At 62.2% G+C, this 16,479-nt stretch carries 16 protein-coding genes; 5 read left to right on the top strand and 11 right to left on the bottom strand.

All coding sequences use genetic code 11. The annotated features are described in order from the left end of the window. Nucleotides 1–24: 24 nt before the first annotated feature. The 10 genes from J6497_RS15005 to J6497_RS14960 all read right to left on the bottom strand — a co-directional run bounded on the left by J6497_RS15005 (nucleotide 25) and on the right by J6497_RS14960 (nucleotide 9,985). Nucleotides 25–1,695 carry a thiamine pyrophosphate-binding protein gene (locus J6497_RS15005; RefSeq protein ID WP_225705038.1) on the bottom strand — a complete coding sequence of 557 codons (1,671 nt, stop codon included), beginning with the start codon at nucleotides 1,693–1,695 and terminating at the stop codon, nucleotides 25–27. Between the two features lie 40 nt (nucleotides 1,696–1,735). Beyond that, a complete protein-coding gene (locus tag J6497_RS15000) occupies nucleotides 1,736–3,238 on the bottom strand; it encodes a tripartite tricarboxylate transporter permease (protein WP_225705037.1) in 1,503 nt (500 codons plus the stop codon). Next, entirely contained in the window at nucleotides 3,235–3,687 is a 453-nt protein-coding gene (locus tag J6497_RS14995) for a tripartite tricarboxylate transporter TctB family protein (RefSeq protein WP_225705036.1), read from the bottom strand. Before J6497_RS14995 ends, J6497_RS15000 begins: the two co-directional genes overlap by 4 nt. 38 nt (nucleotides 3,688–3,725) lie before the next feature. Next, entirely contained in the window at nucleotides 3,726–4,691 is a 966-nt protein-coding gene (locus J6497_RS14990) for a Bug family tripartite tricarboxylate transporter substrate binding protein (protein ID WP_225705035.1), read from the bottom strand. A 40-nt stretch (nucleotides 4,692–4,731) separates the two neighbouring features. Then, nucleotides 4,732–6,153: a UbiD family decarboxylase gene (locus J6497_RS14985; protein WP_225705034.1), complete on the bottom strand. Its 1,422-nt coding sequence runs from the start codon at nucleotides 6,151–6,153 to the stop codon at nucleotides 4,732–4,734. 208 nt (nucleotides 6,154–6,361) lie between these two features. Then, nucleotides 6,362–6,937, bottom strand: coding sequence for a TIGR02444 family protein (locus J6497_RS14980; RefSeq protein WP_225705033.1), 576 nt, complete (start codon nucleotides 6,935–6,937; stop codon nucleotides 6,362–6,364). Further along, complete coding sequence (locus J6497_RS14975; protein ID WP_225705101.1) at nucleotides 6,934–7,539, bottom strand: UbiX family flavin prenyltransferase; 606 nt, start codon at nucleotides 7,537–7,539, stop codon at nucleotides 6,934–6,936. Before J6497_RS14975 ends, J6497_RS14980 begins: the two co-directional genes overlap by 4 nt. Next, a complete protein-coding gene (locus J6497_RS14970; protein WP_225705032.1) occupies nucleotides 7,529–7,909 on the bottom strand; it encodes a cupin domain-containing protein in 381 nt (126 codons plus the stop codon). The genes J6497_RS14975 and J6497_RS14970 overlap by 11 nt, the downstream gene beginning before the upstream one ends. Before the next feature lie 18 nt (nucleotides 7,910–7,927). Next, complete coding sequence (locus tag J6497_RS14965; RefSeq protein ID WP_225705031.1) at nucleotides 7,928–9,427, bottom strand: 4-hydroxyphenylacetate 3-hydroxylase family protein; 1,500 nt, start codon at nucleotides 9,425–9,427, stop codon at nucleotides 7,928–7,930. Nucleotides 9,428–9,454: 27 nt separating this feature from the next. Next, nucleotides 9,455–9,985: a flavin reductase family protein gene (locus tag J6497_RS14960; RefSeq protein ID WP_225705030.1), complete on the bottom strand. Its 531-nt coding sequence runs from the start codon at nucleotides 9,983–9,985 to the stop codon at nucleotides 9,455–9,457. 59 nt (nucleotides 9,986–10,044) lie between these two features. Between J6497_RS14960 and J6497_RS14955 the strand changes: the two genes are divergently transcribed. The 3 genes from J6497_RS14955 (at nucleotide 10,045) to J6497_RS14945 (ending at nucleotide 12,666) form a co-directional block, all read left to right on the top strand. Then, on the top strand, nucleotides 10,045–10,740 hold the full coding sequence (locus J6497_RS14955) for a MarR family winged helix-turn-helix transcriptional regulator (RefSeq protein ID WP_225705029.1): 696 nt from the start codon (nucleotides 10,045–10,047) through the stop codon (nucleotides 10,738–10,740). A 126-nt stretch (nucleotides 10,741–10,866) separates the two neighbouring features. After that, the gene (locus J6497_RS14950; RefSeq protein WP_225705028.1) at nucleotides 10,867–11,448 is read left to right on the top strand and encodes an amino acid synthesis family protein; all 582 of its coding nucleotides are present in this window, start codon (nucleotides 10,867–10,869) and stop codon (nucleotides 11,446–11,448) included. 21 nt (nucleotides 11,449–11,469) lie between these two features. Then, nucleotides 11,470–12,666, top strand: a complete 1,197-nt coding sequence (locus J6497_RS14945; protein ID WP_225705027.1) for an amidohydrolase family protein — start codon at nucleotides 11,470–11,472, stop codon at nucleotides 12,664–12,666. Here J6497_RS14945 and J6497_RS14940 read toward each other — a convergent pair. After that, nucleotides 12,663–14,165 carry a 4-hydroxyphenylacetate 3-hydroxylase family protein gene (locus J6497_RS14940; protein ID WP_225705026.1) on the bottom strand — a complete coding sequence of 501 codons (1,503 nt, stop codon included), beginning with the start codon at nucleotides 14,163–14,165 and terminating at the stop codon, nucleotides 12,663–12,665. The two genes, J6497_RS14945 and J6497_RS14940, sit on opposite strands and share 4 nt — an antisense overlap. Before the next feature lie 196 nt (nucleotides 14,166–14,361). Between J6497_RS14940 and J6497_RS14935 the strand changes: the two genes are divergently transcribed. Then, nucleotides 14,362–15,057, top strand: coding sequence for a MarR family winged helix-turn-helix transcriptional regulator (locus J6497_RS14935; RefSeq protein ID WP_225705025.1), 696 nt, complete (start codon nucleotides 14,362–14,364; stop codon nucleotides 15,055–15,057). Nucleotides 15,058–15,210: 153 nt separating this feature from the next. After that, nucleotides 15,211–16,440, top strand: coding sequence for an ABC transporter substrate-binding protein (locus tag J6497_RS14930; protein ID WP_225705024.1), 1,230 nt, complete (start codon nucleotides 15,211–15,213; stop codon nucleotides 16,438–16,440). Nucleotides 16,441–16,479: the final 39 nt, after the last annotated feature.

The following is a 16,479-nucleotide window of genomic DNA, read 5'->3' as shown; positions in this document are numbered from 1 at the left end:
GTGCCCGATTTTCCAAGCCAAGCTTTACAAGCTGCGATCCGGGGTGAGCTGATTGCGATTGATGCGCAATTCGATGACGGTCAGCCGATCCGCTCTCGCCGCCCGGGCAAAGACATCGGAGAATTGATCGTGGTGATCGATGACCTCGCCATGTGCCCCGTACGACCTCGCCAAGGCCGCGAAATCCGGGTTCAACAGATCCGTGCCGCTTGGCCGATTGGGAAAATGGTTTTCCTGATGCATCCGGATCGAGCCGTACATGCCGTTATTGACGATGACGACAATGATCGGAAGCCTGTGCTGAACCGCGGTCGCGAACTCCTGCGAGGCCATCATGAAGCAGCCATCGCCGGCGAGACAGACCACTGTGCGGCTCGGGTGACGCAGCTTCGCTGCGATCGCGGCGGGCAACCCGTAGCCCATCGAGCCCGACTTCGGCGCAAGCTGGGTGCCGAGCTGCCGGTAGCAGTAATAGCGATGCAGCCAGATCGTGTAGTTCCCGGCGCCATTGGTGACAACTGCATCATCGGGCAGCACGTGATTGAGATGGGCGATCACTTTGGAGAGGTCAAAGCTCGCCGTATCGGGCCGCGGCGACTGATAATTGGCCAGAGCCTGGCGTGCCTCCTCGCGCCACGCAGCCCACGGCTTTGCATCCAGCGGCGGCAGCTTCGCGAGCGCGGCTGCGAAACTGGACGACTTCGACTGGATCGCGAGCGTCGGATTGTAGGTCCTGCCGAGCTCTTCGGCTCCCGGAAATACGTGGATCAGGACTTGCTTGGGCGTCGGCATGTCGAGCAGCGAGAAATGATTGGTTGTGACGTCACCAAGCCTGTCACCGATCACCAGGAGCAGGTCGGCCGCCTTGACGCGCTCCATCAAGGCCTTGCTGCAGCCGAGGCTGAGATCGCCGACATAGTGCGGGCTTCTGTTGTCCAGCACGTCCTGCGATCGGAAGCCTGCGACGACCGGCAGGTCGTTGCGCGCGACGAACGCCTTGAATTGCTCGGTCGCCTCAACCGTCCAGCCGAGATTGCCGGCGATAACGAGCGGCCTCTCGGCACGGCCGAGCAGTTCGCGGACCTCAGCCATTTGTTGATCCGACGGCGCGGTCTCGACAATCTGCGCAGGAAACGCATCGGCAACATCACTCATGGCACTGAGGACGTCTTCCGGAAGCGACAGCACCACCGGGCCAGGCCGCCCCTGCATCGCAATGTGGAACGCGCGATTGACGAACTCCGGAATCTGATCCGGCGACTGGACCTCGCCGACCCACTTCGTCATATCGGCGAATGTCCTGACGTAGTTGATCTCCTGGAACGCCTCGCGGCCACGGTGGCTGCGCGGCACCTGTCCGATGATCAGGATCATCGGCGTGGAATCCTGCCAGGCGGTATGCAACCCGATCGCGGCGTGCATCGCGCCGGGGCCGCGGCTGACGACGCAAACGCCGGGGCGCCCGGACATCTTGCCGTCTGCCTCAGCCATATGCGAGGCCGTGGCCTCGTGACGACACGTAACGAACTGGATGCCCGCGTCCAAGAGCGAATCAAAAATGGGCAGCGCGCTTTCGCCGGGCACGCCGAACATTCGGTCGATCCCATTGACGCGCAATGCGGAGACCAGTAGCTGGCCGCCGCTGCGCAGGACCGTTATCGGACCAGCCGGCTCCACGGGATCATGCTTGTTCACGGGCGCGTTCCTGATTGCGTTACGGCGTCCTGCCGGCCGCTCATTCCTGGAATACTTCGACGCGGCGCTGCCGGACCGCCGGCATCATGATCGAGATCAGCAACGCCGCCGAGACCAGGAGCAGCGCGAGACTGATCGGCCGCTGCAGGAAGATCATGGGATCGCCATGCGAGGTGATCAGGCTGCGCCGAAAATTCTCCTCGACCATGGGTCCGAGCACAAATCCCATCAACAGTGGCGCCGGCTCGGCGTCGAGCTTGCGCAGGACGTAGCCCAGCAGGGAGAAGCCGACCGTCATGTAGACGTCGAAGCTCGAATTGTTCACCGAGTAGACGCCGATCGCGCAGATCACGACGATCACCAGATAGAGCAGCCGATAGGGAACCGCGAGCAGACGAACCCAAATGCCGATCATCGGCAGATTGATGATCACCAGCATGGCATTGCCGAGGAACATGCTGGCAATCAGGCCCCAGAACAGGTCGGGCTGCCGGGAGATGATCATCGGTCCGGGCGCGATGCCATGCAGCGTCAACGCGCCGACCATCAGCGCCATGGTGGCGCTGGTCGGGATGCCCATTGTCAGGAGCGGCACGAACGAGGTCTGCGCCGCGGCATTGTTGGCGCTTTCGGGCCCCGCCACCCCTTCAATGGCGCCATTGCCGAAGCGTGACCGATCCCTGGCGACGCGCTTCTCGAGGGCGTAGGCCGAGAATGACGCGATAGTGGCGCCACCGCCCGGCAGGATGCCGAACAGCGTACCGAGCGCGGTGCCGCGCAGAACCGCGCCCCAGGCACCTCGCAACGCCTTGAATGACGGCCAGATGGTGCCGATCCGCATCTTGTTGACGATACGCACCGACGCGCCTTCGAGGTTGGAGATCACCTCGGCGACGCCGAACAGCCCCATGACGAGCGCGACGAAATTGATGCCATCGGACAATTCGACAAGGCCGAACGTCATGCGGGCTTCGCCGGTGTTGAGGTCCATGCCGACCATGCCGAGCAGCAGGCCGAGAAAGATCATCGCGATGGCGCGGAACGCGGAACCATTGGCGAGCACCACGGCCGACACGAGCCCGAGCACCATCAGCGAAAAATAGTCCGGCGAGGCAAACTGCTGCGTCATCAGGGCGAGCGGCGGTCCAAGAAGCGCGATGACGACCGTACCGATGCAGCCGGCGATGAACGACCCGATCGCAGCGATCGCGAGCGCCTCGCTCGCCCTGCCCTGCTGGGCCATCTTGTAGCCATCGATGGCGGTGACCACGGAGGTGGATTCGCCGGGAATGTTGACCAGGATCGCCGTCGTCGAGCCGCCATACTGGGCGCCGTAGTAGATGCCGGCCAGCATGATGATCGCGGAGACCGGACTGAGCGCATAGGTCGCAGGCAGCAATAGCGAGATCGTGGCGACCGGTCCAAGGCCAGGCAGCACGCCGATCAGCGTGCCGCAGATGGCCCCGGCCAGGCAGAAGAACAGGTTGATCGGCGTCGCGGCGACGGCAAAGCCGTGGCCAAGTGCGGCAAAGACATCGGTCATGGCAGCAGGTCCACCGGGATCTTGAGAAGCCAGACAAAGATCACGGCTGACGCCGCCGCCAGCAGCACGCCGCTCACAAGGCTTTGCCGCCAACGGGTCTCGACGGACGCGAAATGCGCGATCGCCACCTGCGCCAGGATCGCAATAATCAACCCGGCGCGCTCGACCAGCACGCCGAAGGCTGTGAAGGACAGCAGGATGCAGATCAACGGCCGCAGATGGAACGATCCAATCGGACTGCCTTCGGCGAGCAGCCCCTTGACGGCGAGGCAAAGTCCCATGCCCAACAAGACGAGCGCAAGCCCGAGCGGAAAGTAGCCAGGCCCCATCTCCAGAACGGTGCCGACTTCAAGCGTTCGGATATAAAGCAGCGCCACGGTCGCGACCGCTACCAGCAGCAAGCCGGAATAGAAGTCGGTGTTATGGCCGCGCCCGGCAGGTGACCTCATGCTGATATTGCCTCCCCGCTGACCTGTTCTGAGGCCAGTCAGTTCTTCTTCTCGGCGATTTCCTTGAGCAGCGCGCGCCACTGCTCGACTTCAGCCGCGATCTGCGCCTTATATTCCTCTGGTGTCGTGAACACCGTCGAGGCGCCGACTACCGCCATGCTCTTCTTCATCTCGGGGTCGGCCGCCATCTTCTTCAGCACATCGGACAGTTTGGCGATGATGGGATCCGGCGTGCTGGCTGGCGCCATCACGCCATTCCATGACTCGACGCTGTAGCCCGGTGTCACCGTTTCAGAGACGGTCGGCAATTGCGGCGCGAACTCGTTGCGCTTTGCAGACGTCACCGCCAGCGCACGCACCTTGTTGGCTTCCATCTGCGGCAATGCATCGGTCATGTTGGTGAAGGACAGATTGACTTCGCCCGAGACCACGGCGGCCGTGGCCGGCGAGCCGCCCTTGAAGGGAACGTGGGTCATCTTGGTCCCGTTCCGCGCATCGAAGAGCTGCACCGAGTAGTGCATCAGGCCGCCGGCACCGCTCGACCCATAGCTCAGCTTGCCCGGGTTCGCCTTGGCATACGTAACGAGATCCTGCATCGTATTGATCGGGAGCGACGGATTGACGATCACGGTCTGCGGAATCGTGCTGACGATGCTGACCGGCTTGAAGCTCTTCACCGGATCATACGACGTCGTTTGCGCGACCGGAGCGACCGAGATGGCGCCGACGCTGCAGATGCAGAGTGTGTAACCGTCGCCCGGCGACTTCGCCACGATGTCGGAGCCGACGATGCCGCCGCCGCCGGCGCGGTTGTCGACGATCACCGTCTGCCCCAATTCCTTCTCGAGATATCGCGCCGCGATGCGCGCGACTGAATCGGTGTAGCCACCCGGTGCATAGGGCACGACCAGCTTGATCGTCTTGCTCGGCCACTCCTGCGCCGATGCCGTCGTGGCGCCCAATGCCATGCCTGCCGACAGAATGGCCGCTGCAATTCGCATCATCTTTCGTTTCCCCGCGTGTGATCTATTTGTTGAAAAGGATTCAGGTGATGTTCGATCCGGCAAGACCGAGCGCGCTTCTGGCGACTGCCTCACCCGCCGTGAATTCGCTGAGCTCGACCGGCGTCGGCGCAAACTCGACGCGCCGGAACTTGACCTGATCCTCGAACGGCACCGTGGCGTCGATGCCGAGCTTGGTGCGCACGCCTTCCTTGCTGACGCGCACATATTCGTGCCCGCGCGCGCCCGGGATGAGAAACAGATCGGAAGATGCTTCCATGCGCGTCGCCACTGCATATTCCACGTCGATGGGATCGCGGATGTCGATGTCGTGGTCGACAACGGTGATGAGATCGAGATCCTTCAAAGCGCCGAACGCCGCCAAGATCGCATTGCGCTGAAGCCCATTGTGCTGCCGACTCTGCTTGTGGACCTGGATTACTGCATGGAAGCGATGCAGGCCACCTGACGTCATCTCGACGTCGGTCACGATCGGAATCGCCGACTGCAGCACTTTGAGGAGGCTGGCCTCCAGCACGTATTTCCGCAGGATGATGGTCTCCCGCCCGAAGCCATTGATGACGTGGTAGATCGGACGCAGCCGATGCGTGACCGCAGTGATCTTCAACACCGGCGCATCGGCCGCCGGCGCGGCGAAGCCGACGAATTCGCCGAATGGCCCCTCGGGAGCCAGCTCGTCGGCCAAGATCTCGCCTTCAAGAACAAACTCGCTCTCCGCCGGCACCAAGATGTCCTGCGATACCGCTCTACCAACCGTGAGCGGCCGACCCGCCAGCCCGCCGGCGACGGCAAGCTCGTCGGCGCTTTCCGGCATCTGCGAACCCATGGTCGCCGCCGTGAAGTGCAGCGCGAGGTCGGTGCCGATACAGACCGCGACCGGCAGCGACCTGCCCTGCTCCTTGGCGCGCTCGAACGCAAGCCGCAAATGACGGCCGAAGTCGAGCTTGATTGCGACCCGGTCCGGTCCCAACAGCTGCAGGCGATGGTAGGAGGCGTTGTAGACGCCGGTGACCGGATCCTTCACCACCACAATGCCGGCGGTGATGTAACGCCCAGCATCGCCCGGCGCATGAAACAACGCGGGAATGATCTTCGTGATGTCAAAGCCGGTGCGCAGCACCACTTCCTGAACAGGAACTTCGCTCACGAGCTCCGGCTTCAGCGGACCACCGAGCGCGCGCTGCACGAGACCGCGGATGCCTCTGAAATCCAGTCCGAAGCCGGCTTCGCAATTTTCCCTCGAACTCAGGAGGTTGCCGACGACCGGAGCGTCCGCGCCCTTGACCGACGGAAACAGCAACACCTGTTTGCCGTCGTGCTTCTTCAGTATCGCAGCGAGCTCGAGATGCGGATCGACTGGCTTTTCATAGCTGAGGATGCGGCCACGCTGTGCCAGACGGGCCAGCGCCGAACGGAAACGCGTATCGAGAACTTCAGGCTGCAAGATCGATCCTATTAGATCATGATCCGATTGGAACGGATCGGATCATGATCTCATCTCTTTGTTGGAGCATGATCTTTTCGGAAAACCGGTTTCCACTTTTCCGGATCATGCTCGAAAAATTGTTAAACAAGAATAGCTAAGCAATAAAGCTAGTCAAGCCTGCTTGCTAGGCACACAGTGGTGAAGATGTACGCGTGGGCTGACCGGCTTAGTTGGAAATCCCAACCGCTTTACCGACGATCACGTCGATCAGCGAGAGCTGCGCTGCGCTCGGCTGTCCGCGGCGCCCTTGCAACGCAAGATCGACCACGGCTCGCAATGCGCTGATGATGTCCTTACGCTGCAGTGCACGCGACTGCGATGGCAGCTTCGCAAGCCATTGCGCGAGCACGTCATTCTGCAGCCGTTCGGCGGACAGCTCGGCCGCCTTGATGCTCGACCGCAGTTTCTCGGTCTGCTCGTTCGGCGCCGGCGGCGGCCCCGATCTCAACGTCGTGCGGAGCGCGCGCAGGGGGAGCACGATCTGCTCACGCCAGCCGCGACATGCCGCATCCATCTCTGCAACATCTGTTGGCGTCAACATGATCCCGCGGCGGACCGCAGCGAACGTCGCCATCAACAACATCATGACGTCGACGCCGCATTCGTTCTGCAATTGAAGGCAGGCATCACTGACGCCGGGCTCCGCATAAAGCTCTAGCGCGAACGCCCAGCTTTCCGCATCGATCGCCTGGCTCGCGCCAGCCGTGGCGCCGCGCGCCGGCCGTGGCGCGTCGCCGCTCAACGCGATTCCTTGGTATCGGCAGGCGCGAGTCCCTGCCAGCGACTGACCACGTCGGTCGAGATATCAAAGAGGTCGAGGACGCGGCCGAGCGTATGGTCGACCATTTGCTCGAGGCTTTCCGGGCGGGCGTAGAACGCCGGCACGGGCGGGTAGATGATGGCGCCGATTTCGGTCGCGGCCGCCATCGACTTGAGATGCCCGAGATGCAGCGGCGCCTCGCGCACCATCAGCACGAGCCGGCGGCGCTCTTTCAAGACCACGTCGGCTGCGCGGGTCACCAGCGACGACGTCACACCGCTGGCGATCTCGGCAAGGCTTCGCATCGAACACGGCGCGATTACCATGCCGACCGTCTTGAACGAGCCGCTCGAGATCGGGGCGCCGATATTGTCGACCTGGTGGACGACATCAGCCAAGGCCGTCACGTCCGAGACCTTGACGTCGAGTTCCTGGGTCAGCGTGATTTTTGCCGAACGGCTCATCACCAGATGAGTCTCGATCGACGCCGATTTCAACAGCCGCAACAGCCGGACGCCATAGATGGCGCCGGACGCTCCAGTGATGCCGACGATCAGACGTCTCGGCTCGCCCTCAGGCCGGATCGAAATAGTGAATCTCCATCAGAAGGCAGCCGGTCACCGACTTGAACGGTCCATGATAGACACCCGGCGGGCGGCAGGCATAGGTATTCGGCTTGAACGACTCACCACCATTACCCTGCTCGTCATTGCCGACGATCAGGTCGCCCGAAAACAGGAAGACCTCTTCCCAATATTCGTGCACGAACGGCTTGGTCGTGTAAACGCCCGGCTCGAACCGAAGCAGCCGGGTGCGGCTGCCGCGCTTGTTCACCTCATCCAGGGCGCCCGAGAGGATCTTCTGCTGGATGCCGGCCGGATAGCCCGCCGGCGTCTCCCACCCGCTCGACATATCGATGGCGCGAAACTCGTCGTGAAGCTTGTTGATTGCCATTTTCGACTTTCCTGAAGTTTAGGCGACCGCCCGGGACGATGAAGCCGGTTTTTTCTCGTTGGTCAATTCGTCCGCCAGATCGTAGCTCGACAGCATCTTGTCCAGCAACACCGCCGATTTCTGCCAGTCATAGGTGCGGAAGGCATGCCCCTTGGTGACGAAGGTCGCGCCGGCATAGAACATTTCATATTGCGTGTGCCGGGAGGCAAATTCCGATCCGACCGCATCCCAGGCGAGCTTGTAGAACTTCACTTTGTCCACAGCGTTCGCCGCCGGCGACTGCTGGGTCTTGCCGATCAGCTTGGCCAGATCCGGATTGTCGAAATCCTTCACGGAGGACGGCAGCATGATCATGCCGCCGCCGGCAAGTTCGCGCAGCGCGTTGATGATCTTGGCATAGAGCTGCTGCGTCATGGTCTGCGCCCCGTAGAGCATCTGCCGATCCGGCACGAAATAGGCGCCGCGCTGCTGGCCCTTGGTCTCCATCGCGACCATGAACGCTTCCACCATGCTGACTTCGGCGGCGAGCTGGCCGAGCGTCTCCTTCACCTGCGGGAAGCCGATGATGCCATTGGTTTCCGCGATGCGATGCGCAATTCCCGCAAGGAAGCGCAACTTGATCGAGAGGCGGATCATGGCCTGGTAATTCTGATAGACGTGCGCCGGCGTGACATGGAATTGCTTCTGGCACATCGCGATGTCGTCGACGATGAACACCCTGTTCCAGGGCACCTTGACGTCGTCGAAATACAGAACAGCATCGTTCTCGTCGAAGCGGCTCGCCAGCGGGCTATCAAACACAGCCCCCGCCCCAGCCTCATAGGATTTGCGCGAGAGGATTTTCAGACCCTTGGTGTTCATCGGGATCGCAAACGAGATCGCGTATTTCTCGTCGCCGGGCTGCAGCGGCTGGATGCAGGTGACGAACACCTCATTGGCCATGATCCCGCCGGTCGCCAGCATCTTGGCGCCACGCACGGTGATGCCGTCGGCATCGCGCGACACGATGCCCGCGGACAAGTATGGATCGGCCTGCCCGGCAGCGCTCTTCGAGCGGTCCGCCTGCGGATTGATGATGACGTAAGTCAGGTAGAGATCGTTGTCGCGCGCGTAGCGATAATAGTCCGCAAGCGCCTTGGCGCGCTCCTTGTCATAGGCCTCGAAGACCTCGAGCCCCATATACATGCCCGCGATGCAGGAGGCGACATGGTCCGGCGCCCGGCCCATGAAGCCGGCATGCAGTTCGGTCCACGCTTCCAGCCCGCGCCGGCGCCTGACCAACGCCTCGTAGCTGCCAGGCAACTCCCAGATGCGATTGGCGCGCGTGCCGGTATCGGTCTCGAATGTCATCAGATCGCGATTTTCCGGCGCGCTCTGGAAATCGAACATCCGACCGACAGAGGCTACTGCGCCACGGAACGCCGGATGGGTGGTGACATCGGTTACCAGCTTGCCGTCGAGATAAACTTCGCGTCCATCGCGTAGGCTCGCAATGTGCTGTGCGCCAGTCTTGATCATGAAGGCCTCGAGATCCCTTGGATGGATTTAGTAGTGCATTGGAAGCGGCCATTCCGGGCTGCTTTCGGTTCCGGCAAGGCTGCGATAGGCCCCGCGAAAGAATATAAGCGGTTCTTTGGAAGGATGGGCGGAAAACTGCACAACCCTCCCGACGAAGATCAGATGATCACCGCCGTCATACTGTGCATAGGGCACGCATTCGAAATGCGCCAACGCGCCGGCAAGCAGCGGCGCCGACATATGGCCGATCGTGTGCTCCACGACGGCCCACTTGTCGCCGAGCGCCCGGGCGAACTGGTTCGACAGATGTTCCTGATCATGCCCCAGGATGTTCACCGCATAGCCCTTGGCCTCCGTCATCGCGGCCAGGCTGAACGCCTTGCGGTCGATCGAGAACAGGATCAGCGGTGGATCGACCGAGACGGAATTGAACGAGCTCATGGTCAGCCCGATCGCGCTTCCGTCCGCCGCCTGCGCGGTGATCACGGCAACCCCGGTGGCAAACTGCCCCAACGCCCGGCGGAAGGCACGTGCATCGGGATCTGAGGTTGCAGTCATCGAGAGTCACAAGCTCATAATTAGCTTTCTAACAAAGCTATATTATCGAGGCAAAAAGAGTGCTGTCAAGCAAACTGATGCCGAACTTTGCGGCAGCGCAACTCAAGCTGTCCGTGCTTGTGCCAGACGTCATATCGCGCCGCAACAGCGAGGAACTCATGCTGACGAAGACACGATCACGGACGGCCAAGACCAATCGGAAGGCACAAAAGCCTGGAATTGAGCCAACGGTCTCGATCCCGCATTTGATGGCGGATGGATCCGATCCAGCCTTCCGACATTTCATTCACGATACGCTCGCCTTTTCAGCAAGATTGCAGGCGGTACGGAGTCAACTCGGCACGGTGATCGGACTGTCCGGAACGCAGTATACGGTGCTGCTTGCGGTCGCACATCTGAGCGGCAAGGATAGGAAGATTGGAGTGAATCAGGTCGCCGAGCACCTGCACCTCAGCGGCGCCTTCGTTACAATGGAGATCAACAAGCTCGTCGCCAGAGGCCTTGTCCGGAAACACATCGATTCGGAGGATCGGCGGAGGGTCATCCTGGCGGTGAGCCCAAAGGGCCGAGCCTTGCTGAGCGAATTGGCGGCAGCGCAACGTCCGGTCAACGACATGCTGTTTCGCGGATTGTCGGCAAGCGATTTCAAGAAATTGCGCAAGCTGATGTCCGGCATGGTCGATGCCGCGGACGAGGCCGCACACCTGATCAAGAATACATTACGCAGCCGCCAGCGCGCGCTGTGGGATCGCTAGACTTCCCGATTGGCTACCCTCGCGCTTCACACGCCCGCCATGCTCTCGCTTTGCAACTAAGCTATTGCTCAAACATATTTGATGCGGCAGGATTTGCGGCGGCTATTTTGAGAGAGACGACTTAGAATGAAACTCGATGTCAGGCGCATGCTCTGTTTCACCGACCACAAGGAGGTCGAGGCCGGCCGACGGCACGCCAGGCCGCTGCGCCGCGTCGCTGCGGTCGCGATCATCCAGAACCCCTATGCCGGCCGCTACGTCGAGGACCTGTCCGAGGGGACGGCCGCCAGCGCGGAGATCGGAGCAATATTGGCCAAACTGGCAGTCGAGGCGCTCGGGCCGCACAAGGCTGAAAGCTACGGCAAGGGCGGCGTCGTCGGCCTCGGCGGTGAACTCGAGCATGCCAACGCCCTGCTGACCACGACCTTTGCGACGCCGCTCCGGGAGGCCGTGGGCGGTGGCAAGGCCTGGATCCCTTCCTTCACGAAACTCGCGGCGCCGGGATGCCTGATCGACGTTCCATTGGCCCATAAGGACGCCCTGTACGTCCGCTCACACTACGACGGCGTCTCGGTCACGCTGCCGCCGGATGCGCCGGCCGCCGATGAAATCGCGCTGATCGTCTGCCTTGCCAATCGCGGCCGCCTCAACGCGCGCGTTGGCGGCCTGTCCGCCGACGCCATCGTCGGCGAGGACGGGCTGCACTAACCTAGCGATACGGACCACACCATGCGCACCGCGATCGTCAACATCGGCACCATCGTGACGGGCGACCTTGCCATGCCCTTCGCCAAGGGTGACGGCATCCTCATCAACGACAGCATGATCGTCGAGGTCGGGACCCTTTCCGCTGACGCGGTCGCGGCTTGCGACGTGGTGATCGATGCCGCGGGAACGACGGCAGTGCCCGGACTGATCGACAGCCACGTGCACATCACGTTCGGCGACTACACCCCGCGCCAGCGCGTCGTCGGCTATCTCGAAAGCTATCTGCACGGCGGCACGACGACGGCGATCACCGCATCGGAAGTGCATGTGCCGGGCCGGCCGAAGGATGCGACCGGCGTTAAGGCGTTGGCGCTGGCGGCGCGGGCCTGCTTCCTGGACTACCGCCCCGGCGGCGTGCGGGTTCACGCCGGCTCGGTCATTCTCGAGCCCGGTCTCACAGAAGCTGACCTCGAAGAACTCGCAAATGCCGGAATCTGGCTCGCCAAGGCAGGATTCGGTGCCTTCGCCACGCCATTCGACTATGCACCATTGATGCTGGCGGCGCGGCGATTGGGCATGGTGACCACCATGCACACCGGCGGCTCATCGATCCCCGGCTCGTCAGGCATCTGGGCGGAGCACGTGCTGGCGTCCAATCCGACCGTATCGTTTCACGTCAATGGCGGTCCGGTGGCGATGCCGGAGGCAGGCTTTGCCCGGCTGGTCAATGAGAGCACCATCGCCTTGCAGCTTTGCACCGCGGGCAATCTGCGCACCGCGCTGCTCACGGCCAAACTGCTCGACCAAGCGGGACAGCCGGAGCGGCTGCTGATCGCCACGGATACGCCCACCGGAAGCGGCATCATGCCGCTCGGCATGTTCTACACGATCAGCCACCTCGCCAGCCTCGGTGGCATGCCGCCGGAACAGGCGATCGCAGCCGCCACTGGCAATAATGCGCGCGTCTATCGGCTCAACACCGGTCTGCTGCAGCCCGGCAAGGAAGCCGACGTGCTGCTCATCGATGCCTGCGCCGGCGGCTCGCAGGACGGCGCCTTGTCGGCATTGCGCAACGGAGACGTTCCCGCAGTATCCGCCGTGTTGACGGCAGGCGTTCCGCGCTTTGTGGGTCGCAGCCGCAACACACCGGCCGGCATCCGCAACATACGCGTCGCGGAAAACCGCCTGCCGCGCGACTTCTCAGGCGGCGCGCATTAGCTCTCGAAATCCGGCAATCGGTACTTGCTCGCCAATCGGTCGGCGAGGCTGGAGGCGCGATCCCAGTCGTAAGTGCGGTAGCTGTGGCCCCGGGTGACGAACTGCGCGCCGGCGTAGAACATCTCGTATTGCAGATGGCGCGAGGCGAATTCCGAGCCGACCGCGTCCCAGGTCATTTTCAGCATTTTGACCCGCTGCTCGCCGCTCATCGCCGGCGAGATCTGGGTGAGCGAGATGATGTCGGCCAATTCCGGATTGGCGAAATCCCGCACCGATGACGGCAGCATCAGCAGCGCCCCACCGGCCAATTCGCGGATGGTGCTGATGATCTGCGGGTACATTTCCTGCGACTGCACCTGCGCCGCATAAAGCAAATGCTTGTTGGGCAGGAAATATTCACCGCGCATGGCGCCGCCGGCTTCCATGCCGAACACCATGCCCTCGATCAGCGCTGCCTGCGACGCAAGCTTGCCGAGCGTCTCGACCACCGGCGGAAAATTGATGGTGCCGATGGTCTGCGCGATGCCGCGCGCCAGGCCGACCAGGAACCGCAACTTGACTGAAAGCCGGATCTGCGCCTGGTAGTTCTGATAGATGTGCGCCGGCGTATCATGCAGTTGCGCCCGGCACATATCGGTGTTGCGCAGCAGGAAAACCCGCTCCCACGGCACCTTGACGTCGTCGAAGAACACCAACGCGTCGTTCTCGTCGTAGCGATAGGCGAGAGGATTATCGTACTCGCTGACCGCGTGCGCCTCGAACGACTTCCGCGACAGCATCTTCAATCCCTTGGTGCCCATCGGCAGCGCACAGGAAAATGCCAGATGCTCTTCGCCCGGCCGGAGCGGCTGGCCGGAGCTCACAAACAGCTCATTGGCCATGATCGCGCTGGTGGCGAATAGCTTGGCGCCACGAATGGTGATGCCGGAGGCGTCCTCGTCGACGATGCGGGCCACCATGTCTTCGGCGCCCTTGCCCTGGCTGCCAAATGCCTTGGAGCGGTCGCCCTGCACGTTGTTGATGACGTAGGTCAGAAACAGGTCGTTCCTGCGGGCGTAGTCGAACCAGTCCCGAAACGCCTGGGCGCGCTTCACATCATAGTTCTCGAAAACCTCGATGCCCATCATCATGCCGGACATCGAAGAGGCGACGTGGTCGGGCGACCGGCCGAGATAGCCGCACGACAGTTCGGCCCACTCTACCAGCGCCTCTCGACGCTCGACCAGATCCTCGTAGCTCCTGGGGAGCTGCCAGGCGCGGTTGACGCGCCGGCCGCCGCCGACGTCAAAGGTCATCCGCTCCAGATTGTCGGAATGCGCCTGGTAGTCGTACAGCACTCCGGCCGATTCGACGGCGTGACGATACGCGGGATGCGTCGATACATCGGCGATGCGCTCGCCGTCGAGAAAGACCGCCCTGCCGTCACGCACGCTTGCGATGTGCTCGGCGCCGTTCTTGACCAAACCGCCCGCAGTCGCCCCGGATGATGCCTCGCCCATCGCGATCCCCAAAAAGAACACCGACCAATGGCATCTCCTGCCAGCCGGTTGTAGAATTAGATAGCTAATATCCGAAGCTATTATGGACTGAATGTCAAGGCGGCAATAAACGCTGTGCTCATCCGGGCGCAAGCATTGCAATTGCTGTTCGGAGCGTTCAATCTTCGGACGAACCCAATTCAATGAGATGAATCCCTTGCCTAAATCAGCAGCGCGCGCCATCACCACCAAGCCCGGCGCCGGACGCATCGCCCATCGCGCTGCGCTCACGACCTCCCGACCCGAACTGCTCGTAGACGGTTCCGACCAGCAGTTTCGCAAACTGGTGCACAGCCTGTTCGGATTCCTGGTCCGGCATCAAACCCTGCGCGACGGCCATGCCGCCGTCATCGGTCTTCCCGGAATCGAATACACCACGTTGATCGCGATCCGGCATCTGGCCTTGCAGGGTGATGTCCACGTCAAGACCGTCGCCGATCACCTCCATCTCAGCGGCGCCTTCGTCACCACCGTGACCAACAAGCTGGAAAGCAAGGGCTTGATCGAAAAGGCGGCCCATCAGGGCGACCGCAGACGGCTCTCGCTCAGCGTCACACGGCGGGGCGCCGAATTGCTCGAGCGGCTGGCGCCGACGCAAATGCAGATCAACGACGTAGAATTCGGCTGCCTGAGCGCACGGGAGTTCGAGCTGCTGCTCGACCTGGTGCAGCGCCTGGTCGAGTCGAGCGATCGCGCTATTGCGCTGCAGCGTTACCTGGCCGAAACCAACATCGAGCCCATCACCCCGCCGTCGCGCAAATCCTCATCGAAGCCGCGGAAGACCGGAAAGGCGCGACAGGTTGCCGCAAACTTCACCTCAATGCCGAAAAAAATAGCTTCCAAAGAGAACTAATCTGCAAAGCTCTCAAATTTTCGTTTGTCAAAAAGCCAGATCTATTGGAACATTGACGTCCCCGCGGGGCCGCTGGCACGCCGTGTGCATTGCATGCTTCCGAGATCGGCTGCGGTCAGGGCAGCCATGGTTAACAGCAACGGAACGAATTCGATGTTGAAGCTCAAACCGAAACCGTCGCGTCTGCTAGGCACCCTCGCCGCTCTCGCCGTCGCACTGGGCGCGGGCAGCGCGTCGGCGCAAGCTCAGGAGATCGCGCTCGGCGCGATCGTGCCGAGCAGCGGGCCCTTCGCCGAATGGGGCCGCAGTAACAGCGTGACATTGCGGATGCTGGAAAAGCAGACCAACGATGCAGGCGGCATCAACGGCGCAAAGCTGAAGATCACCATTCTCGACGACGGCGCCAAGCCGGCGCAGGCGGCGAGCTCGCTGCGCAAGCTGGCGGGCGACGAAAAGGTTCTCGCCATCGCAGGCCCGCTGACCAGCAGCGCCGCCGAAGTGACGTTTCCGGTCGCCAATGAAATGAAGCTGGTTGCGACCTCGCAAGCTTCCTCGAAACCTGGGGTGGCCAAGCTCAACCGCCCCTGGGCCTTCCGCAACACGATCGACGAAGGCGTGCTCGCCAAGACGACGGTGCCTTATTTCAAGAAGGCGTTCAACATCAAGACCGTCGGCATCATCTTCGATGCCAAGGACGCAACCGCAGCGACCGTCGGCAAGGCGATCATGCCCGCCGTGCTGAAGGCAAACGAGATCGCCATCGTCAACGAATCCGATCCGCTGTCGTTCAACACTGGCGATCTCGACGTCAGCGCCCAGGTCACCAAGCTGAAGTCGCTGAACCCGGACGGTGTGGTCGTCAGCGCGGACTACAGCCAGGCCATCACGGTGCTGCGCGAGATGAAGCGCCAGGGCTTGATCAAGCCGGTGGTCGGCGCCACCCAGCTGATCTCGTCGGCGATCCTCAAGGCCGCGCCCGAAATTCCGATCGTTGCGCCGGCGACCTTCTTCGCCACCATGAAAGGCGAAGCGGCCGAGAAGTTCGTCGCGAACCTGCAGCCGCTATTGCGCAAGGAGAGCGGTTTGCCGGCCGAGATCGAACCCAGCATGTATGACGCCAACATCTACGAGATCGTCAGCATGTATATCGATGCCATCAAGAAATCCGGCGTGACCGGCAAGCCCGCCGACGTCGAGGCCGACCGCGCCAAGATCCGCGACCATCTCGCCAAGCTGGAAGGCTTCCAGGGGCTCGGCGGGCCGATCGGCTTCAACGACGAGGGCGACGCGATCAAGGCGTTCTACGTGTTGCAGGGGCAGAACGGCACTTGGGACACCAAGGTGCGAGGATGCAGCTCCGCACCCAACCATGCCGGCTGCTGATCGACGCAGCAGCCATTCAGTGGCCGGGTCTGCCCGGCC

The sequence above is a fragment of the Bradyrhizobium cenepequi genome, assembly GCF_020329485.1.
GTDB classification, from domain to species: domain Bacteria; phylum Pseudomonadota; class Alphaproteobacteria; order Rhizobiales; family Xanthobacteraceae; genus Bradyrhizobium; species Bradyrhizobium cenepequi.
This window is presented reverse-complemented; position numbering and strand designations above follow the sequence as displayed.

What these genes read in the sequence shown, in the direction of transcription:
- J6497_RS15000 (WP_225705037.1), bottom strand. Translation starts at nt 3,238, where the DNA reads ATGACCGATGTCTTTGCCGCACTTGGCCACGGCTTTGCCGTCGCCGCG.
- J6497_RS14995 (WP_225705036.1), bottom strand. Translation starts at nt 3,687, where the DNA reads ATGAGGTCACCTGCCGGGCGCGGCCATAACACCGACTTCTATTCCGGC.
- J6497_RS14990 (WP_225705035.1), bottom strand. Translation starts at nt 4,691, where the DNA reads ATGATGCGAATTGCAGCGGCCATTCTGTCGGCAGGCATGGCATTGGGC.
- J6497_RS14970 (WP_225705032.1), bottom strand. Translation starts at nt 7,909, where the DNA reads ATGGCAATCAACAAGCTTCACGACGAGTTTCGCGCCATCGATATGTCG.
- J6497_RS14965 (WP_225705031.1), bottom strand. Translation starts at nt 9,427, where the DNA reads ATGATCAAGACTGGCGCACAGCACATTGCGAGCCTACGCGATGGACGC.
- J6497_RS14960 (WP_225705030.1), bottom strand. Translation starts at nt 9,985, where the DNA reads ATGACTGCAACCTCAGATCCCGATGCACGTGCCTTCCGCCGGGCGTTG.
- J6497_RS14950 (WP_225705028.1), top strand. Translation starts at nt 10,867, where the DNA reads ATGAAACTCGATGTCAGGCGCATGCTCTGTTTCACCGACCACAAGGAG.
- J6497_RS14945 (WP_225705027.1), top strand. Translation starts at nt 11,470, where the DNA reads ATGCGCACCGCGATCGTCAACATCGGCACCATCGTGACGGGCGACCTT.
- J6497_RS14940 (WP_225705026.1), bottom strand. Translation starts at nt 14,165, where the DNA reads ATGGGCGAGGCATCATCCGGGGCGACTGCGGGCGGTTTGGTCAAGAAC.
- J6497_RS14930 (WP_225705024.1), top strand. Translation starts at nt 15,211, where the DNA reads ATGTTGAAGCTCAAACCGAAACCGTCGCGTCTGCTAGGCACCCTCGCC.